The 18957-nt window shown below is 36.1% G+C and carries 22 protein-coding genes; 7 read left to right on the forward strand and 15 right to left on the reverse strand.

Annotated elements, in window-relative coordinates:
* Window positions 1-218: 218 nt before the first annotated feature.
* From AC3G7N_RS02645 to AC3G7N_RS02655, 3 genes are read right to left on the reverse strand one after another with little or no spacing between them, the layout of a single operon-like run.
* Window positions 219-1475, reverse strand: a complete 1257-nt coding sequence (locus AC3G7N_RS02645; protein ID WP_489420596.1) for a Ger(x)C family spore germination protein — start codon at window positions 1473-1475, stop codon at window positions 219-221.
* Window positions 1462-2559 (reverse strand): GerAB/ArcD/ProY family transporter, encoded by a 1098-nt coding sequence (locus tag AC3G7N_RS02650; protein WP_489420597.1) that lies wholly within the window; start codon window positions 2557-2559, stop codon window positions 1462-1464. The genes AC3G7N_RS02645 and AC3G7N_RS02650 overlap by 14 nt, the downstream gene beginning before the upstream one ends.
* Window positions 2560-2571: 12 nt before the next feature.
* Window positions 2572-4101, reverse strand: a complete 1530-nt coding sequence (locus AC3G7N_RS02655; protein ID WP_489420598.1) for a spore germination protein — start codon at window positions 4099-4101, stop codon at window positions 2572-2574.
* Between the two features lie 162 nt (window positions 4102-4263).
* On the opposite strand from AC3G7N_RS02655, the gene AC3G7N_RS02660 reads away from it, so the two are divergent.
* On the forward strand, window positions 4264-5709 hold the full coding sequence (locus tag AC3G7N_RS02660; protein WP_489420599.1) for an amidase: 1446 nt from the start codon (window positions 4264-4266) through the stop codon (window positions 5707-5709).
* A 33-nt stretch (window positions 5710-5742) separates the two neighbouring features.
* Here AC3G7N_RS02660 and AC3G7N_RS02665 read toward each other — a convergent pair whose 3' ends face one another.
* The 8 genes from AC3G7N_RS02665 to AC3G7N_RS02700 form a co-directional block, all read right to left on the reverse strand.
* Window positions 5743-6432, reverse strand: coding sequence for a thermonuclease family protein (locus AC3G7N_RS02665; RefSeq protein WP_489420600.1), 690 nt, complete (start codon window positions 6430-6432; stop codon window positions 5743-5745).
* A 63-nt stretch (window positions 6433-6495) separates the two neighbouring features.
* Window positions 6496-7353 (reverse strand): DUF421 domain-containing protein, encoded by an 858-nt coding sequence (locus AC3G7N_RS02670; protein WP_489420601.1) that lies wholly within the window; start codon window positions 7351-7353, stop codon window positions 6496-6498.
* A gap of 32 nt (window positions 7354-7385) precedes the next feature.
* Window positions 7386-7589, reverse strand: coding sequence for a DUF1657 domain-containing protein (locus tag AC3G7N_RS02675; RefSeq protein ID WP_489420602.1), 204 nt, complete (start codon window positions 7587-7589; stop codon window positions 7386-7388).
* A gap of 14 nt (window positions 7590-7603) precedes the next feature.
* Window positions 7604-7954: a stage V sporulation protein AE gene (gene spoVAE / locus AC3G7N_RS02680; protein WP_489420603.1), complete on the reverse strand. Its 351-nt coding sequence runs from the start codon at window positions 7952-7954 to the stop codon at window positions 7604-7606.
* On the reverse strand, window positions 7951-8967 hold the full coding sequence (spoVAD, locus tag AC3G7N_RS02685) for a stage V sporulation protein AD (protein WP_489420604.1): 1017 nt from the start codon (window positions 8965-8967) through the stop codon (window positions 7951-7953). The genes spoVAE and spoVAD overlap by 4 nt, the downstream gene beginning before the upstream one ends.
* A complete protein-coding gene (spoVAC, locus tag AC3G7N_RS02690) occupies window positions 8968-9447 on the reverse strand; it encodes a stage V sporulation protein AC (protein WP_489420605.1) in 480 nt (159 codons plus the stop codon). It abuts the gene before it with no gap.
* Window positions 9448-9466: 19 nt separating this feature from the next.
* Window positions 9467-9919: a YhcN/YlaJ family sporulation lipoprotein gene (locus AC3G7N_RS02695; RefSeq protein ID WP_489420606.1), complete on the reverse strand. Its 453-nt coding sequence runs from the start codon at window positions 9917-9919 to the stop codon at window positions 9467-9469.
* A gap of 72 nt (window positions 9920-9991) precedes the next feature.
* The gene (locus AC3G7N_RS02700; protein ID WP_489420607.1) at window positions 9992-10198 is read right to left on the reverse strand and encodes a DUF1657 domain-containing protein; all 207 of its coding nucleotides are present in this window, start codon (window positions 10196-10198) and stop codon (window positions 9992-9994) included.
* A 218-nt stretch (window positions 10199-10416) separates the two neighbouring features.
* On the opposite strand from AC3G7N_RS02700, the gene AC3G7N_RS02705 reads away from it, so the two are divergent.
* On the forward strand, window positions 10417-10866 hold the full coding sequence (locus AC3G7N_RS02705) for a hypothetical protein (protein WP_489420608.1): 450 nt from the start codon (window positions 10417-10419) through the stop codon (window positions 10864-10866).
* Between the two features lie 111 nt (window positions 10867-10977).
* Here the strand turns inward: AC3G7N_RS02705 and AC3G7N_RS02710 are convergent, their stop codons facing one another.
* The 3 genes from AC3G7N_RS02710 to AC3G7N_RS02720 form a co-directional block, all read right to left on the reverse strand.
* Window positions 10978-11685 carry a lipoprotein gene (locus AC3G7N_RS02710; protein ID WP_489420609.1) on the reverse strand — a complete coding sequence of 236 codons (708 nt, stop codon included), beginning with the start codon at window positions 11683-11685 and terminating at the stop codon, window positions 10978-10980.
* 107 nt (window positions 11686-11792) lie between these two features.
* Window positions 11793-11975: a hypothetical protein gene (locus AC3G7N_RS02715; protein ID WP_489420610.1), complete on the reverse strand. Its 183-nt coding sequence runs from the start codon at window positions 11973-11975 to the stop codon at window positions 11793-11795.
* A 32-nt stretch (window positions 11976-12007) separates the two neighbouring features.
* On the reverse strand, window positions 12008-12166 hold the full coding sequence (locus AC3G7N_RS02720) for a hypothetical protein (protein WP_489420611.1): 159 nt from the start codon (window positions 12164-12166) through the stop codon (window positions 12008-12010).
* A gap of 155 nt (window positions 12167-12321) precedes the next feature.
* Between AC3G7N_RS02720 and AC3G7N_RS02725 the strand changes: the two genes are divergently transcribed.
* The 5 genes from AC3G7N_RS02725 to AC3G7N_RS02745 all read left to right on the forward strand — a co-directional run bounded on the left by AC3G7N_RS02725 (window position 12322) and on the right by AC3G7N_RS02745 (window position 18618).
* Window positions 12322-13587: a molybdopterin molybdotransferase MoeA gene (locus AC3G7N_RS02725; RefSeq protein ID WP_489420612.1), complete on the forward strand. Its 1266-nt coding sequence runs from the start codon at window positions 12322-12324 to the stop codon at window positions 13585-13587.
* 16 nt (window positions 13588-13603) lie between these two features.
* Window positions 13604-14626, forward strand: a complete 1023-nt coding sequence (gene moaA, locus AC3G7N_RS02730) for a GTP 3',8-cyclase MoaA (RefSeq protein WP_489420613.1) — start codon at window positions 13604-13606, stop codon at window positions 14624-14626.
* 28 nt (window positions 14627-14654) lie between these two features.
* The gene (locus AC3G7N_RS02735) at window positions 14655-15074 is read left to right on the forward strand and encodes a YwpF family protein (protein ID WP_489420614.1); all 420 of its coding nucleotides are present in this window, start codon (window positions 14655-14657) and stop codon (window positions 15072-15074) included.
* Between the two features lie 191 nt (window positions 15075-15265).
* Window positions 15266-16630, forward strand: coding sequence for a TrkH family potassium uptake protein (locus AC3G7N_RS02740; RefSeq protein WP_489420615.1), 1365 nt, complete (start codon window positions 15266-15268; stop codon window positions 16628-16630).
* 29 nt (window positions 16631-16659) lie between these two features.
* Window positions 16660-18618 carry an EAL domain-containing protein gene (locus tag AC3G7N_RS02745; RefSeq protein ID WP_489420616.1) on the forward strand — a complete coding sequence of 653 codons (1959 nt, stop codon included), beginning with the start codon at window positions 16660-16662 and terminating at the stop codon, window positions 18616-18618.
* A 195-nt stretch (window positions 18619-18813) separates the two neighbouring features.
* Here the strand turns inward: AC3G7N_RS02745 and AC3G7N_RS02750 are convergent, their stop codons facing one another.
* Window positions 18814-18948: a YjcZ family sporulation protein gene (locus AC3G7N_RS02750; protein WP_489420617.1), complete on the reverse strand. Its 135-nt coding sequence runs from the start codon at window positions 18946-18948 to the stop codon at window positions 18814-18816.
* Window positions 18949-18957 lie beyond the last annotated feature (9 nt).

Genomic DNA, 18957 nt, shown 5'->3' on the forward strand with positions numbered 1-18957 from the left:
GCACCGCTCTGCTTATGCTTGTCGTGTCTTTCAAGGCGCCCTGAGCTTTTCTTACCAGTTATGATCAAAGAACAGAGAAAAAGGGGGCAATCACAATTGCTAAAGCAACTAATGCTACAGCACAAGATCCGACCTTGCTCTCTTTCCAAAGCTTTATGGAAAACCCAATTGTATATAAAAATACGACGGTGATCATGATCCAAATAAATAATGTCAAGTTAATCCCTTATTTCCTTTTCATTTGGTAATTCACTTTGACGGCCAAATTGACCGAATGTAACCTTTACATCTATATTTACCTTCATATCAGGATAGGATTTCATCCAGTCAAATTCTTCAAAAGCAGGAATTGTAAGAAACCTTTTTCTGGCAATTAATGACCAACCGAATGGTTCTGCTTTAAACACCTCTTGAGTCCTTGTAACAAGTTTCTCCATCTTTTCTGTAATTTCCTTCTCGATGGATTTTTTTAATTTCTTTCTTTTTGATATGTCTTTCTCATAGTCCACCATACTGTGGGCTGACAACACCTCAATTTCAAGGGGAACTGTTACATCAATTGTTGGTGTAGAAGCTGCTAAATCCATTTCAACTTTATTAGACTTTGTTTTATTAACTCTTGTTGCCACACGAAATTTTTCATTAAATGGATCTGTATAAGTAGTCAAAACATCTGTAGCGTTTAATGTGTCGTTCAACATAATGGAAACGCGGGTTTCGTCTGCTGTAAGCTTACCAATCATTATTCCTTCTTTAAAAACGGCTGATCCGGCGAAGTTTGTTGTATTTGTTTGACCCGAATAGCGGAATTCACCAGCAGTAAAATTATCATTATCACGATTTTGATTCCCATCATCACTTTGTTTTGTTGTACCATACATTGCCAAAAAGAGATCCGCGTCCGCTTCCGTTATTCTAAAATAACGAATCAGTTCAGAATTTGGCAGCATACCAGTTTCGATTCCGCGTTCCAAGACCATATCAAAATATTTATGTGGTCTTGTTTCAAGTTTGGGTTCATTTTCCTTAAAAAATTCACTCGCTTTTTCTTTTGTAACTACCAAATGTACATCACGTCTAATTTCTGGATCTTTAGTAGTGTCGTACATCCATCTTATAAAGTCTTTATCCTTGGCAAATTCCTGTGACACAGTCAATACGCTCAGTAAATCGTAGGTAATTTCTTTTGAGATAACAACGTTTGCTGCGTTTCTGGAAGTAGTGATATCATCTGTAACAAAGCTAATTATTTCATGTGGGGGTTCTTTTGTACCACCACCCTGTATTTGTGAACCATATTCTGGGTTTGCGATTAAATAGGTGAGCTTAATTTGATTGTCATCTTTAGCATTATCTAGCCCAATTGCAATTACATAGGCTCTTTCTTCGATCTGACTTTGGTTCCAGCAACCACTTAGTATAAGTGTTAAAATGATTAGACAGCCAATCCGATATACAAGTTTACGTCTTTTCATTTTTGTAATCCCCCTTGAACTTAGCTAATACCCACAACATACAAGGCAAGCCGAAAAAAACAGGTGTTAAAACAAATAACAGGGAGTCTCTTAGTTGGGAAAGTGCAAACGATTCATTTTCTAATATCATTCCAAGAAATAGAAATAGTGTGGCAAGGGAAGGAATTGTATGTTCAAAGTCTTTAATTCTAAAAAGTCTTCCAAATAAAATCCCATTTAAGTAAAGATAAACGGCAAATCGAATAAATGAAGCAATTAACCAAAATGGAAAAAAGAGTGTCTCCATATTTGATAGGAATCCTATACTAATATAGCGAATTGCTTCGTGATAGGGGTAATTCAACATTTGCGCGGTCTTATAATCAAATAAGAGTACGTAAGCTAGAATAGCCACAGTCAACTCCACAATTAATATTACAAACGCTATCCATGTGCCTCTTGTAAAATCTTTGGTGTTTCGAATATAAGGTGTCAAGAGGCACAAGTAAAAGATATCACCATAAATGGAAAGTCGCATTGTACTTTCTTTGACTACTTCCCATCCTCCAGGCCCGAGGAGTGGGAATAGAAATGCAAAGTTTCCCTCTATCATGGTTAATAGTAATGCTAGGAATAACGAAATTTTAATATATGGAAGAATGGCTTTCGCAACTGAGCCAATTTGTTCTAGTCCATGTTTTGCCGCGTAAACACATACACCTATTAAAATAGTGTATATAACGATGGTTGGTGTTCTTGTAAAATACATTGTTCCTATGATATCAGTATAAATGGCACTATCAATAATAATGGCAGCAGAGCCTACAATCCATAGAACAAATATAATGACAAACCCGATGTACTTTCCAAACAGATGAATGATGATTTCCAGTAAATTTTTTTCTTTATAATACATCATTGTTTTTAGTAATAAATAAATCGGAACAATCGATATGACGCCACTTATAATTGGTGTCATCCATGCCGCATTATATAATGAACTATACAAAATGGCTGGTAAATCATCCGCTAGCTTGGTACCAATCGTTAGTAAAATGATGGCTATATATTCTCTTATCCCAATTTTTCCGCTACTTTGCTCCATATGTCAATTCTCCTATTTCTTTTTCAAGTCTTTAGGCTTTAAATAGCTTGGACGGAATATTTCATTTTTCAGCATCCTCCTAAAAATGGTGTCACCTGAAGAAAGGTATTTAGGTGTTAATGGAGAAAGATAGGGTACTCCAAAGGATTTAATGGATACCATGTAAAACACACCCATAATGAACAAGGCAGTAATGCCATATATTCCAAATGCACCAGCAGCAAGGATGAAAGCAAAACGGCATATTCTGACAGCAAAGTTCATACTAATATTACCAATCGCAAACGAACTTAATCCACCTAAGGCAACTACAATTACTACAATTGGGCTTACAAGGTTTGCTTGGACGGCAGCTTGACCTAATATTAAGGCTCCAACAATTCCAATTGTCGGGCCTATTGGACCTGGAATCCGTAACCCTGCTTCGCGAATTAGTTCAAATGCGATTTCCATAAATAATACTTCCAATACAGCACCAATGGGAACTTTTTCTCTTGTAGCAGCTATAGCAAGTAATAAATCAGGTGGTACCATTTCAGCGTGGAAATTGGTAACTGCAATATAGATGGAAGAAGTAAATAAGGCGATGAACATTGCCGTCATTCGTAATAACCGTGTGAAGTTCCCATAAACAAGTCGCATGTATCGGTCTTCCGAAGTGTGATAAAATGACCAGAATGTAGCAGGTAAGACGAGTGAAGCTGGTGAGTTATCCATGAGTAATACAATATAACCTTCCTCAAGGAAAGACGCTGCACGATCCGGTCGCTCCGTATTTAAGATAGTTGGAAAAATCGACTTTTGCCGTTCTTCAATATGCTGTTCTAGTATCGCTAAATTTTCGATCGTATTAATATCTACTTTATTTATTCGTTCCTTAACTTTTAGTAATAATTCTTCATTAACCAAATCTTTTACATATACATAATAGACTTCATTATGGGACCGTTTGGAAATTGTAGAGGACTCAATAATCAAATCCTCACTCTTAATTTTTTTTCGAATTAATGAGATGTTCGTCATAACTTTTTCGTTAAACGCTTCTTTAGATCCAATTAAAGAAACTTCATTTTCCGCTTTTTCAATTCCTCTACCCTGGAAGTTGGCCGCATTAATAATAAACGCTTGCTTTTCACCTTCAATAAAAATTGCTACATTTCCTTTATTGACATCTTTTAGGATATCCCTTACTTTTTTAGCCGTGCTAACAGTTTGAGCAGACATTAGGTCATCGATTTTTCGTGAAGGTTTTTCGTTAAGTAAAAGTGGACTAATTATTTGTTTTTCGATCATGTCCGAATCAGTTATGGTACTAATGAAAACTAGTACAGCTTTTTTATTGTTACCGCCGATTCGGATATCTCGGAATTTAACATCCTTATTAGCTGGATAAGAATAGATGGATTTGAACGTACTTTTCGTGTTGTCCAGGTTTTGTGTAATCTCCTTTTCCTTAATCGCAATGTCTTTTTCCGAGGATTGCTGGGTATATAGCTTTTCTTTATTTGTTGTTATGTATTTAGTTAGTAAATTTTTAATCATTAGAAGCTACCCCCAAGCGTACGTTATTCCACTTATCTTGTCACGATAGCCGTTAAAGTATGTATTTCTGGAATTAGCAGGAATAGACTTTTTTTAATCGATCTTTTCATGATATAGTTAAACTAATCATTATCTGAATTATTAAAAAGGTGGTGTGAGCCTTTGCAAACCAGTGAAAGACCAAAACTTAAATCGGTAATTAATATGGATGCAACAGGTATAGCGCAGGCGATTAAGAATGGCGAAATGTCTAGCTTTGATGTTACCAGCATATACATAGAACACATTAAAAAAATTAACCCTGCTATTAATGCGATGGTTGAAGAACGTTTCACGGAGGCATTAAATGAAGCACAAGAAATGGACAGACAATTAAATGATGGTACAAAAAAAGGATTATTATATGGTGTGCCAATTAGTGTTAAAGAAGCATATAACGTTAGAAATATGAAAACAACTGGGGGATTAATCAATCGATATGATCTAATAGCCAGAAATGACGCCGTCCTAGTGGCTAAGCCTAAAATGGCTGGGGCTATAGTACTTGGTAAAACAAATACTCCTGCATTATGTTTTTGCCAGGAAACAGATAATAAACTATACGGAAGAACAAACAACCCGTGGGACCTTGAACGAACTTCAGGTGGTTCCAGTGGTGGTGAAGGTTCGTTACTAGGCGCTGGTGGGGCTGCTGTAGGAATCGGCTCAGATATTGGTGGGTCTATTCGGTTTCCAAGTCATTTCAATGGTGTTGTTGGGTTCAAGTCTGGAAAATATCAAGTATCAGCAGAAGGAAATTTCCCTTCTATTACTATTCCGTTACAGGAGCGCATGTTGGGATTGGGGCCGATGGGAAAGTCTGTACGTGATATGGAACTTTTATATAATATAATCGCAGAAAATAAAAGTAAGGATATCCAATTGGATCAGTTTGAAATTGAGCTGCTGCAGGAGGATACTGAATACCCCTTATCAGATCAGACAACAGAAATTATGGGGGAAATTGAAAAATTTGTAGCAACTTCCGCTCCAATAAAACGATCGATACCGCCTTACTTTAAAGAAAGTGCCCAATTATGGCAGGAAATTATGTCGATAGATGGCGGGAAAGGAATGGAAAAAATTGCATTCACCAGTGATAGGTTAAGTTCCTTAAAAGAATTTGCTAAAGAGAAGGTGACGAAGAAATCACAATTTCATCCTTACTTAACATGGGCGATGATTGGTGCTAATTTGTTCAAACCTAACAAAAAACGCAGAAGAGAAATAAAGGCAATTATTGAAGAAGGAGACAGGACATTAGCAGGTTATCTAAAGGATCGTCTATTGATTTTTCCAGTGTATCATACAGGGGCACTAGAACATGGAAAGGTATATCGCGAGATCTTTTCCATTAAGAAGACCTTTTTAAAATATATGCCGTATGTTGCGTATGCAAATGTATGGGGACTTCCATCATTATCTGTTCCAGTAGGAAAAGATGATAACGATATGCCAATCAGTATACAAATCATGAGCTCTAATGGTAATGAAGCTGCATTGTTTCAATTAGGGAAAAGAATGGAAGCACAATTTGGTGGATATACCAGGTGTAAGAAACTTGACTAACTAAAACGGGCAGTAGTTTGGTCACTACTGCCTTTATAATCCCTCACACACAAAACCGTCTCCTTCACCATCAAGTCGGTGTGAATCTATTTCGGGTCCTCCAGCAGATTCAAAAAATGTTTGTGCTTCTTCTTGAGATGTAAAATCCCCACAATCACGATCAGGACCAGTTAAGTCATAACTAGGTTCTTTTTCATTATCCTCCTGATTAACCGGAATTGATTCGGAGTTAAATCCTTCCTCTGTAACATAGCCATCAATACTCCAGATACCGATTTCCTTGTTTTTTGCTTTGGATTCTAACTCGCGAAGTTCTAATACATACTTATCATTTGGAGGATAGACGTAAGCGACTCTAGCCAAGCCTTCTTTAATTAGTAGCTTGTTAAACATTTGACCGTCCTCGGTATAAACATATGCAAGTAATCTATCATATTTATCTCTCTTTTGGGTTCCATGTTCGATACGAATTGGGTCAGAAGGGGAGAAGGATTCTTTCATACGTTCACTTGCTTCGCGACCAAATGGTTGAACCTCCTTATCTGGGTGCTTTGTTTCCGGTGTATCAACCAATAACAATCGTATGTATTCATCTTTGCCATCAATCGTTGCAATTAATGTATCGCCATCTACAGATCTGACAAAGGTCGCTTCATGTTCATCAGGTGTACAGCCTAGAAGTAGTACTACTAATAGAAAAGTGGCTAAACATCTTTTAAGCAAATAAAAACAGCTCCTTCCATGTACTAAACAAATTATACATGAAAGTAAGCTATTCTAAAAAGACTATTTTAAGTATGCCGATACGAGGTCAATTGCTTGCTGCAGCTTTTGACTATTAGTTTGATACAATTGTTTGGCTGACTGATTCTCTGTAGCTAATGCGAAAAGCTCAAGATCAGCTTGGCATTTTTTTAAATTTGCTAGAAGTAATGGTTTTTCCGAGGGAGAGGGTACTGCAATTTTGTCATCATATAAATCGACAGTAAGCTGTCCATCTGTATCTGCTTGCCCTAGAAAAACATTTTCAATACTCACGTTCAACTTATCAAGTTCCGTTTCTAACCAATTTGTGTTTAAGGAGAGGTTTGCCAATGGTTCTAGAATTACTTTACCATCCATGATTACCGTTTGTGGTTCTTTTTCCGTGGGAATCTTCATTCCGAGAACTTTTGCGGTTATCGGTTGGTTTTCTTTTTTTTCCATCACATTCAAGCTACCAGAGGGTTCAAGTACAGCGAACTCAACATCAGCTGCTTTATAGATATTATTGGAACGAAGCTTTTCGAGTAACTCATCAGTGGTAAAACGCTCTTTCTTAAGGTTGTCCTCCATAATTTTACCGTCTTGAATGAAGACTGTACTTTTACCTTGGACAAAGTTTCGAAATGATTTACTTTTCTGTGAGAGGAATTCAACGGCAAGCGGTATGAAAAACCACACCAACAACGCCGCAATAGCATGAAAGAAGTTCGTTTCAGTATCTGCCGCATGCATCGCAACAATACTACCAATGACAATACCTGTTATATATTCAAAAATGTTCATCTGTGATAGCTGCTTTTTGCCCAACGATTTTGTTATAAAAAAAAGTACAACAAGTAAGATAAACGATCTGACGATAATATTAACCCACTCTGGCATACTAAAAATCCTTTCTAAAATAGCTGAATTCACTAGCTTTTGTATTGTGGTTCCTCTTGGTCAAGATAAATGACTTGTTTTTGTAAGTCACTCTTCACTTCACCGACAATTAATTGAACGTCTTGATATACTTTTTTTGTTTGTTGATCCTGTGTTTTATTTGCTAATAAATCTAATGTTGCTTCCGCACTTTTTAATGAAGAAAAACAACTTTTCACTTGCGATCCGATCGTCATCTTTAATTGCCTCCTTAACCTTTAGGTCTAAAAAATATAGCACCAATCATACCAAAAATAATTGCGGCGGATATACCCGAACTAGTAACTTGGAACATGCCTGTTACTACACCAATTAGTCCATGTTCTTCTGCTGCGGCCATTGCGCCATGTACTAATGAGTTTCCAAAGTTTGTTATTGGAACCGTTACGCCAGCCCCAGCAAAATCGATTAATGGTTCATACAATCCGAAACCATCCAGGATTGCTCCAGCAACAACAAGTATACTTAAAGTATGTCCTGGTGTTAGTTTGAAAACGTCAAACATAATTTGACCAATTACACAGATAAGTCCTCCTATAACAAATGCCCAGAAAAAAATCATATACTATCACTTCCTGTTTCAATAGAGACTGCATGAGCGATACAGGGAATAGGATCCTTTTGTTGAATACTTAATGTAGAATGTAATGCACCTGTTGCAATTACAAGAATACGATTTAGTTCTCCTCGTTTCATTTTGTTTAAGAAATGACCGTACGTAACGACAGATGAACATCCAGCACCACTTGCTCCTGCTAAAACTGGCTGCCCTTCTCGATAGATCGTCAATCCACAGTCGACATATTGATCTTCTGAAATAGGAACACCTTGTTTTTTTAGGAGATCTAAGGAAACTTCCCGCCCAACATGACCTAGATCCCCAGTTATGATTAAATCGTAATAGGAAGGATCTATATTTCTTTCCCTCAAGTGGGTTTCTAATGTATCCACCGCAGCGGGGGCCATAGCGCCACCCATGTTGAAGGGGTCGCTCATGCCCATATCAACTACTTTTCCAATCGTTGCAGAGGTAATCACCGGACCTTTGCCTTCCTTTGCTACCAATGCACAACCAGCCCCAGTTACCGTCCATTGTGCTGTAGGTGGCTTCTGCCCACCGTATTCAGTAGGGTAACGGAATTGCTTTTCTGTCGCAGCATTGTGACTTGCACTACCACTTAATATATAATTGGCTCCTTGTCCATTGATTAAAAAGGCAGATAGTGCAAGACTTTCCATTGAAGTAGCGCATGCACTAAATAGTCCGAAATAGGGCACATCTAGCGTTTTTGCAGTAAAGCTTGTAGGTGTAATTTGATTAATTAAATCGCCACTAATAAAAAATTCAACCTGCTCTTTTTGAATGGAACTATTCTTAATCGCAAACTGGCAAGCCTCTTCTAGCATTGTTTGTTGCGCCTTCTCAAAAGAAGCTTGTTTCAGCCACATGTCATCATGGAGTAAATCGAAATCATTCGGGATATTCCCGTTAGCCTCAAATGGACCTCCGACAGTACCAGTGGAAATAATGACGGGTTTATTTTCAAAAACCCATGTTCGATGACCTAGTAACATCTATAATCCCCCCCATTGAATTAGAATCGTTTTGATCAGTGCAACAACAAATGCTGAAAATACGCCGAATAAAACAACAGATCCCGCTAGTTTGAACATATTGGAACCCACACCCAATACAAATCCTTCTGTACGGTGCTCTATGCATGCGGAAATAACAGCGTTACCAAATCCAGTTACAGGAACTGCTGATCCAGCACCAGCAAATTGACCAATTCGATCGTATATTCCAAAACCGGTTAACAGCATGGTAATAAAAATTAATGTAGCAACTGTAGGATGTCCCGCTGTTTGGTCGGTGAAATCAAAGAAATAAATATAAAACGTTGTAATTAACTGACCAATAAAACAGATTAATCCACCTACTAAGAAGGCTTTTATACAATTTTTGACTATAGGCCTTTTCGCCTCCCGTTGTTGTTGGAAGGCTTGATATTCTTGTGCAGTTGGAGGTAAGTTTTTCTTTTTTTTATCAGCCATTACGTGCCCACTCTTTCATTTAAGTTTTATCGCGTGAAAGTTCAATTAGATGTTTCACTTCTTTTTTTAACTTTTTATTGCCAATCTTTTTTTGAGATACCCTTTTTTCTAATTTATTTACTTCCAATACCAATTTTTGGTCCGTTGAAACTTCCAACTGAAGATCACCAAATTGCTTCTTGAGTTTCTTTTCTAACTTTTTTTCTAATTTGGTTAATTTCAAACGATCATTATGATGTACTTTATACGCAATCAACATTTTTTTATCCGTGTTAACTGCATATACATTGGTTGTTTCATCATATCTCCGCAACATTTTTTTTGCTTGTTCTGATGGGGATTGATCATTTATTGAAGAGGTGCTTAACTTAGATGGCTCAGCTTGTGTTTGTTCTTTTGAAGTATCCGTATTTGTATTACAAGCAACTAAAAAACTTAGCACGATTAGAACAAACAACTTTTGTATTTTCAATTTATCATCACCTACTTTATTAGGATTATGTAGTAGGGGGTTGAAACTGGAAATTCAACCCTTTAAATCAGTCTAGACGTCTTTATATTGCGGTTCTTCCTGTTCAATTTCCTGCATACGTGGTTCAACACTTTGCACAATGGCATCTGTTTGTTGTGCTGCACCTTCATATAATTGTTGTGCTTGCTTATTTTCTGTTTGTAAGGCAAATTGTTCAAAGCTTGCTTGAGCACTTTTCAATCCAGCAATGGTTTGCTTAACCTGACTAGAAACTGTCATTCGTATTCCTCCTTTCGCTATCAGTTATTAGAATTGTATTTTTTGTCGTTATTATGCTTTATATTTATTTCCTTTTTATGTTAATGTTGATATAAGAAAAAACTGAATTATTTTATTCTTAAATAAGATTCCAAGTACTATTCTAAGAAAAATGAAACTTAATTGTCGTTTTATTCGTCCTATATAATAAGAATCAACAATTGGTTGGAGGGCTATCCTTGCGAAGATTTAAGCTTATATTACTTATAGTTCCCATTAGTATCCTAGCCATCCTTTCTTTTATATGGATTGGATTTGAAAAAACAACACTAGTTGCAAATCAGACTGGTTCTGCAGGTGTTGGAGATTTTATCCTACATATTAGAGTTGAGGAAGTGGAGCAGGAAATTAAGGTGTTCCGAGCATTGCAATACAATGGAAAAGAAACCATTGAAATTGAACACCAAACGCCATTAGTATCTGTCTCATTAGATAATAGAAATCATGACTTTACAGGGAGTTCGGTCTTAGAAGAGATGAAATATGGAAATAGTTATTACCCACAAAAAGCTAAATTTATAAAGGTGCCGGAAGAAAAAGGAGAATATACCTTATATTGCATAGCCAAATTTCGAGTAAACGGGGAAGAAAAAGTTATCGAACACACTGAAGAGTTAGTTTTTGAGTAATAAAAACCCTTAATCATTTCTGCGGATTTAAACTTATCCTAGTCATGTATAAGCACCAGAGCTAGAAATAATAAAAACAGCACTTGGGCAAGTGCTGTTTTATCTGGCTTTTTAGTCCGTTGTTACGGTAACTTTTTTTGTTATCCCACTGGATTCATTCCACTCGGCAAGAGAAGAGGGTTCATCCAGGGCAGGTATTGTTATCGAGATATTTTGATTATCGATCCACTCTGCAGTAAGAATTGGCCGATGGTAGTCCAGTAATTCCATCTCGTTTGTCGCATTTGTCAGTGGTAAGAGTTCCCACTCTAGGATGTCAATTACAACAATGGTGCTTAGGTGCACTGACATAGTATCATCACGATTAAACTGAAGAAGTATTTTTGAATTATCTTGTGATAGTTTTATCTCTTTTAATTGGGCTAGGTCCGCAATCAGATAAGCTTGATTTCCTTCACTTTTATTTAGTAATAGGTAGGAACATGATTCATTCACACATGAAAATTCAAGTAAGTATAGGTGACCATCGTCATACTGAAGAGGTTTAAGATGCATTGATTCCACTGTTTTGGCACGGTCTTTTGATGCGCTCAAATATGCATTTAAAATAGGGACCATTTCCAGATTAATCATTACTTTTTCATCTGGAAGGATGAATTCAATCATTTCATCGATCTCATCTTCATTTGATTGCTCAACCAGCTCAGGATTCTCTTCTGTACTCTGGGTCTCAGTTTTCTTTTTCACAATAACTTGCTCTTCATTTTGACAAGCTGCTAGTAACAGTAGTAAACCAATTAATAAAAAATATTTTTTCATACAAGCTCTCCTACATAGATTAATAATTAGAATATAATTAATTATACATTAATCTAAAATAGAAAAAAGGCTATATTCACAAAAAAACACCGCACTTAAACGATGTTTTAAACATTTTTGTTGTCATCTTGATTATCGCGGCTACCATGTGATAGATAATCTTCTTGTAATCCTTCCTTTTCCTTTATGGACAAAGAAGAATCATTAGTAGGATTTTTACTTTTATTCGAGATCAAAAAAGCGATAATCAGTAGGACTATAACTGCAATTATCATATAAAGCCACATCATTTTTTATCACCTCTTATAGTGAAGCAAATGTTTTAAAGCATAGGAAAGACATAGCTGATTAAGAACCAAAGAATTCCGAAAAATATGATTAAATAAGTTGCGTACTTAATCAAAGCTACGCCAACCTTGCTTGAATCTGATTTCTTTTCTCGATGTTCCACTTCTACTTCTCTGTCTCGACGCTCATCCATCCATACTTACACTCCATTATTATATTCTTGGTTACTATTTAATACCCATCATTGTTTAAAGTAAAACTTTTCGGAGAATGAAAAATATTATTTATTAAAAAAATTTGTTAGACTAAGAGTACTAGAAAAATAAAGTGAAAAGGATTTTGTTGACTATGGTAGAAATGCGTAAGCCTTTGTCAGTTCATGAAGCAGTAGACAACGTAATGAAATTTAGTAAAACGGGTGAATCTGAAGTGGTCTCAATTGAATTATGTGATGGGAGAAGGCTAACAGAACCAATTATCACCAAACATGCAGTACCACCGTTTGATAAATCACCCTATGATGGATTTGCCTTTTATTCCCGAGATACCAAGCATGCATCTACCACAAATCCTGTTGAATTTGAGGTTGTTGAGCATATTGGGGCAGGACATGTTCCGAAGAAAAAGCTGAAAATGAACCAGGCTACACGCTTGATGACTGGTGCACAAATTCCAGATGGAGCGGATTGTGTTGCGATGTTTGAAATATGTAGGGAATTTGAACGAAATGGAAAACCTTACATTTCTTTAAAAAGCAAAATGGAGCCAGATCAGAACGTGATTCGAAAAGGTTCTGAAATTGGGAAAGGTATCAAACTGGTTTCCAAAGGAACAGTTATCAATCCTGGTGTAAAAGCACTTTTAGCAACATTCGGGTATAAAAACGTCCATGTTGCGAAAAAGCCTGTCGTTGGAATCTTTGCAACAGGAACCGAATTACTGGACGTTGACGAAGAGCTCGAACCAGGGAAAATACGGAATTCCAATGCATATATGATTATGTCGCAAATAAAACGATCTGGGGCAGAACCTCTTTATTTCGGAAAATTAGTTGATGAACTTGAAACAGGCTTTGAATCGATTAAAGTTAAATTAGAAAAAGTAGACTTTCTCATTACAACTGGTGGGGTTTCTGTTGGTGACTATGATTTAATGCCAGCAATATATAAAAAATTAGATGCCAGGGTTTTATTTAATAAAGTGGCTATGCGTCCAGGCAGCGTAACAACAGTAGCAACGGTAGGGGGGAAACTTTTATTTGGCTTATCAGGAAATCCTTCAGCATGCTATGTCGGATTTGAGTTGTTCGTTCGACCCGTATTACAACGGTCTTTATACAATGAAACTCCCTTTCTAAAAAGGTCACAGGCACGATTAGCTAACGACTTTCCTAAGCCTAATCCCTTCACTCGGTTTGTGCGTGGAATAATTTTTATTGAAGATGGACAGGTTTCTGTTCGCTTAGCGGGTATGGATAAGTCTAATGTTGTGACATCGTTAGCCTTTACAAATGGGTTCATAGTCCTTCCCGGGGGAAGTAGGGGCTATACAAAAGGTTCACAAGTCGATGTATTATGGCTTCATGATGATAATGGTGGACAAGACATGTTTTAAAAGGAGCTGAGTGAGAGTGAATCAAGTAATCACCCCAATTACAGATCATCTTGGAAGACAACTTAAGGATCTTCGAATATCGGTAATAGATAAATGTAATTTCCGGTGTACCTATTGCATGCCAAAAGAGATTTTCGGCGATGACTATGTTTTTCTCCCTGAAAGTGAATTATTAAGTTTTGATGAGATTACACGTGTCGCCGAACAATTTGCGAAACTTGGCGTTGAAAAGATTCGTATTACTGGTGGTGAGCCGCTACTACGTAAAAACTTAAACGAACTCATTTCAACGTTAACAATTATACCTGGTATTAACGACATTGCATTAACAACAAATGGAGTATTTTTGCCGAAGAAAGCACAAAAATTAAAAGAAGCTGGATTAGAACGGGTGAATATTAGTTTAGATGCAATTGAAGATGACGTCTTTAAGCAGACAAATGGTAGAGGTGTTGTAACACTTCCTGTATTAAAGGGGATTGAAGCTGCGCAAAAAGCTGGGTTACAAGTTAAAATAAATATGGTTGTAAAAAAAGGAATGAATGAGGATCAAATTTTGCCGATGGCCAGATATTTTAAAGGTAGTGGTGTTATTTTGCGATATATTGAATTTATGGACGTTGGAAACCATAACGGGTGGGATCTAAATAATGTGATTTCAAAAAAACAAATTATTGATATAATCAAAGAAGAATTACCGATTGTCCCATCTGATCCGAATTATCATGGCGAGGTAGCATCAAGATACAAATATGAGGATGGAGCAGGAGAAATTGGAGTCATTTCATCAGTGACGGATTCATTTTGTAATACCTGTACGAGGATTCGATTATCAGCGGATGGTAAGCTTTACACCTGTTTATTTGCCTCTGATGGATACAATCTACGGCAGGACTTGCGTACAGGTTTATCAGAAGATGAGTTAGGAACCAATTTGAGTTCCATTTGGAATAAACGAACTGATCGCTATTCTGATGAACGGATGGAGTCGAAAAAATCAAGTCGCAGGAAAATTGAAATGAGCTATATAGGCGGATAAAGTATGTGATGTGTCTGGGGGTGGATAAATGAAAACATTTAAATTAAGTTCTTTAGAAATTGTAGAAAATGAAGATCATGACATTGTCCTGCATGAAATTCCTTTACTGGATGGTCTCGTTATTAACCGGGAAGATGAGCAGAATCGCTGGATTATCGAAGCCTTCATGGAGAAAGATAATGTTGAAGTTTTTCATAATCTCAAGGAAGAGGATGACACCGTTGTGCTCCAAGTAAAGATTACTAAAGAAACAAATACACCAGCAACGTTTATTACTTCTATTTTATCAATCAACGAAATTGGTGACCGGATTAATGTGATCTTTATGGGTACAATTGTTGACCAACGAAAAGGTATTGTTAAAGACATGTTAAAGAAGCTAATTGAAGAGGGCTACCAAGGTGAATCGCTATACAAAAAGTTTAAAGAAATGATTGAACAGGGTTAGTAGACTGTATACTAACCCTGTTATGTTGCACTGGGATATCCGCTAAATTTCACCCTATTAACTAACAAAAATACTATCTAGAGAAATAATTGTCGATTATACAAGCAAATCTCTTATATGCCTGCTATAATGAGTTTAAGTTTTGTTCCATCTAACCGATATATTAAATGAAGGTAATAAGGAGTCGCTTTATGTTTTTAAATATAGTTAAATTTGAATGGTTAAATAAGCTATCACCAGTGCAGTTGATCCTGTTTTTCTATTGTGTAGCAGTAGTTGTTTCAACAGCTATTTTGGCGTTACCTTTTGCACATGAAGAAGGGGTAGACGCATCATTAATCGATATATTATTTATTGCAGTAAGTGCAATAAGCGTAACAGGATTATCACCGATCAGTATATCTGAAACATTTAACACATTCGGCTATTTTTTGTTAACCTTTATCTTGCAATTTGGTGCGGTCGGAGTTATGGCAATGGGTACTTTTATTTGGATCATACTTGGTAAGAAAATTGGTCTGAAAGAACGTCGCTTAATTATGACAGATCAAAATCAGACTTCATTTGCAGGGATGGTTCGACTGATCAAACAAATTATGTTCGTTGTTTTAACAATTGAGTTCATTGGTTTTATAATTTTAGGTACATATTACATTCAATATTTTCCTACCATTGGTGAAGCATATTTAAATGGTTTTTTTGGTTCAATAAGTGCTACGACTAATGGTGGATTTGATATAACTGGTAGCTCCCTAATCATGTTTAAAGATGATTATTTCGTTCAATTCATTCATATGTTGTTGATCATTTTTGGGGCGATTGGTTTTCCAGTGTTAATTGAAGTGAAGGAATACATGTTTGCGAAAGAAGAAGTTCGTAAAGGTTTACGTTTCTCACTATTTACTAAGGTAACCACATTTACATTTTTTGCTTTAATTGGAGCGGGCGCCATAGTCATTGCTCTCTTAGATGCTGGTAACTTTTTTGCAGATAAGTCATGGCATGAGGTCGTATTTTACTCCTTGTTTCAATCTGTAACAACTAGAAGTGGTGGTTTGGCAACAATGGATGTTAGCCAATTAACAGAACAAAATCATTTGTTTATGTCATTTCTAATGTTTATCGGAGCATCACCTAGTAGTGCTGGTGGTGGAATTCGAACAACCACTTTTGCATTAGTATTAATATTTATCTTCACGTATGCCCGTGGGGGTGCAAGTATTCGTATATTTAAAAGAGAAGTGCATCAGGATGATTTATTAAAAGCGGTTACTGTATCATTAATGGCAATTGCATTTGTATTTAGTTCCATTCTTGTCATATCAATTATGGAGCCTTATTCATTATCAGAAATATTATTTGAAGTCACCTCCGCGTTTGGTACGGTCGGTCTGTCGCTTGGGATTACCAGTGAGCTTTCAACACTAAGCAAATTTATATTAATGATGCTAATGTTTATTGGACGAGTAGGGATAATCACATTCTTGTTCATGTTTAAAAATAATAAATCAAGCGGGAAGTTCCATTACCCGAAAGAAAAAATGATAATTGGGTAATGAAACGGGAGTCTTTGGAGGAGAATCGTATGTCTAAAGAGAAAATAGAATTTCCGATCCATGATGGCGTTTTTATACATTTAAAAGATGCAATACTGTTTGTTGATGATCTAGGAAATATCGTTAAAGGTAATAATGCTGCTTTTTCATTACTTACTATTAGCGATAAAGATGATTTATCAATTTTTCGTTACTTGGATTTTGATTTATTAATGGAAGATACAGAAAAACATTTACTAATGGAACTAAAGAAAGAAGACGGAAAGTTAATTGAAGTAAAGTCGGTTCGCATCGATGATTCTTTGTATTGTTTAATAATGAGTGATTTGTCTATACAAGATAAAACGGAAGAGGTCAAAACCTACATCAATCAGTTGACACACGCGAGTGAAGAAGGAATGGTGATGTATAACGAGGATCGAATTCTAGATTGCGATCAAACTTTTGCCAATATGTTTGGATATGCAAAAGAAAGTATAACAAAAAAGAACCTGTCAGAGCTCGTTCAAGAATACAGGGGTTATGGATTAGATCAACTTATTTACAGAAGTTCTGAGGAATCACAGGTCTACACAGGAAAGAAGCAAAACGGAAGTACAATTCATATTGAGATGATTGAACAGCCCTATAATAATTTTGGCGCTATCATTCGTGTGGCGATTATTAAAGACATTACAGAGCGAATTGAAAATGAACGGCGAATAGAGTTCATGGCTTTTTATGATGAATTGACAGATTTGCCGAACAGAAACTTTTTTGTGAAAGTTCTGAAGGAAGCTGTCATGGCTGCAAAAGAAGCGAATGAGATGCTAGCTGTTTATTTTATTGATTTGGATTATTTCAAGGAAATTAACGACACGCTTGGCTACGCATTCGGTGATCAATTATTGAAAGCTTGTGGGGAAAAGTTGAAGTCATTTCTACAGACTGATACATTTATCGCTCGTATGAGTGGAGATGAATTCTTAATTCTACAAAAACATACAAAAGACACAGATGATGCTATTAAACTTGCGAAAGCATTAATTTCTGAATTTGAAAAACCAATAAAAATTGATGGCTACGAACTTTTTATTTCCATAAGTATTGGTATTAGCGTTTTTCCGGAAAATGGCTTAACAGAAAATGACTTAATTAAGCATGCTGATTCGGCGATGTATGTTACCAAGGAACGTCATCGAAATAGTTATAAATTATTTGAATCATCCATTTCCGAAAGTTTTAAAAATATGTTAACAATGGAAAGTGAACTCAGAAAAGCATTAGCATATGGGCAATTTGAGCTGCATTACCAGCCGCAAAAAGATTTAGGGTCAGGCAAGATTGTGGGCATAGAGGCTTTGTTACGCTGGAACCATCCGGTAAATGGCTATATTCCTCCAGATGAATTTATTTCACTGGCGGAAAAGACCGGGCTGATTATTGATATTGGAGAATGGGTTTTAAAAGAAGCTTGTAAACAAAATAAAGCATGGCAGGATAAGGGATATGAACCTGTCATTGTGGGTGTTAATTTATCTGCAAAGCAGTTTAACCAAAAGGGATTAGTAGAGAATATTGAGAACATACTTAACCAAACGGGATTATCTCCAAGTTACTTGGAACTTGAAATCACTGAGAGTATGGCGATGAGTAATGAAAAATATATTATTAATACCATGAAACGACTACGGAAATTAGGAGTATTGGTTTCCATTGATGATTTTGGTACCGGGTATTCCTCATTAAGGTATTTAAGTATATTTCCGGTCACAAAATTAAAAATTGATAAAATGTTTATGGATGATAACCAAAAACAAAATCAAGCTATTGTGAAATCAATTATTCACATGTCCCATTCTTTAAACATGAAGGTTATTGCAGAAGGCGTGGAAACAATCGAACAGCTTTCTTTTCTAGAGAGTGAAAAATGTGATGAGGTACAGGGGTTTTATTTCAGCAAACCATTACCAGCAGCACAATTAACTAAATTCTTTCAAGTGCAATAAAAAGAAAAAGCAAAAACCAGCTGGATTTAAGTTGATTTTTGCTTTTTAATATATTGGTTTGGCATGATTGCAGTTATTATGTATAACTTAGTGGAAATATTTATTTTGGTTACCAAGAAGGATTTTTTTATTTGATCTTGTAATAAAAATTATTGCTTGTGCTAATGTGAAATAGCACAAGCAACCTGAGATAAATTAGCAGTAAAAAGCTGTACCTACAATGATTAGAAGTATAAAAAGAACAACAATTAACGCGAATGAACTCCCGTTATTATGAGCTCCTTGTACTTGGTTTCCATAACCGCCACATCCACCATATCCATATGACATACTACTTCA

The organism is Virgibacillus carmonensis (genome assembly GCF_057836705.1).

Excerpts from the sequence above, each read along its gene's own strand:
- AC3G7N_RS02645 (WP_489420596.1), bottom strand. The coding sequence starts at position 1,475 with ATGAAAAGACGTAAACTTGTATATCGGATTGGCTGTCTAATCATTTTA.
- AC3G7N_RS02650 (WP_489420597.1), bottom strand. The coding sequence starts at position 2,559 with ATGGAGCAAAGTAGCGGAAAAATTGGGATAAGAGAATATATAGCCATC.
- AC3G7N_RS02655 (WP_489420598.1), bottom strand. The coding sequence starts at position 4,101 with ATGATTAAAAATTTACTAACTAAATACATAACAACAAATAAAGAAAAG.
- AC3G7N_RS02670 (WP_489420601.1), bottom strand. The coding sequence starts at position 7,353 with ATGCCAGAGTGGGTTAATATTATCGTCAGATCGTTTATCTTACTTGTT.
- AC3G7N_RS02675 (WP_489420602.1), bottom strand. The coding sequence starts at position 7,589 with ATGACGATCGGATCGCAAGTGAAAAGTTGTTTTTCTTCATTAAAAAGT.
- spoVAE (WP_489420603.1), bottom strand. The coding sequence starts at position 7,954 with ATGATTTTTTTCTGGGCATTTGTTATAGGAGGACTTATCTGTGTAATT.
- spoVAD (WP_489420604.1), bottom strand. The coding sequence starts at position 8,967 with ATGTTACTAGGTCATCGAACATGGGTTTTTGAAAATAAACCCGTCATT.
- spoVAC (WP_489420605.1), bottom strand. The coding sequence starts at position 9,447 with ATGGCTGATAAAAAAAAGAAAAACTTACCTCCAACTGCACAAGAATAT.
- AC3G7N_RS02700 (WP_489420607.1), bottom strand. The coding sequence starts at position 10,198 with ATGACAGTTTCTAGTCAGGTTAAGCAAACCATTGCTGGATTGAAAAGT.
- AC3G7N_RS02710 (WP_489420609.1), bottom strand. The coding sequence starts at position 11,685 with ATGAAAAAATATTTTTTATTAATTGGTTTACTACTGTTACTAGCAGCT.
- AC3G7N_RS02715 (WP_489420610.1), bottom strand. The coding sequence starts at position 11,975 with ATGATGTGGCTTTATATGATAATTGCAGTTATAGTCCTACTGATTATC.
- AC3G7N_RS02720 (WP_489420611.1), bottom strand. The coding sequence starts at position 12,166 with ATGGATGAGCGTCGAGACAGAGAAGTAGAAGTGGAACATCGAGAAAAG.
- AC3G7N_RS02725 (WP_489420612.1), top strand. The coding sequence starts at position 12,322 with ATGGTAGAAATGCGTAAGCCTTTGTCAGTTCATGAAGCAGTAGACAAC.
- AC3G7N_RS02735 (WP_489420614.1), top strand. The coding sequence starts at position 14,655 with ATGAAAACATTTAAATTAAGTTCTTTAGAAATTGTAGAAAATGAAGAT.
- AC3G7N_RS02740 (WP_489420615.1), top strand. The coding sequence starts at position 15,266 with ATGTTTTTAAATATAGTTAAATTTGAATGGTTAAATAAGCTATCACCA.
- AC3G7N_RS02745 (WP_489420616.1), top strand. The coding sequence starts at position 16,660 with ATGTCTAAAGAGAAAATAGAATTTCCGATCCATGATGGCGTTTTTATA.
- AC3G7N_RS02750 (WP_489420617.1), bottom strand. The coding sequence starts at position 18,948 with ATGTCATATGGATATGGTGGATGTGGCGGTTATGGAAACCAAGTACAA.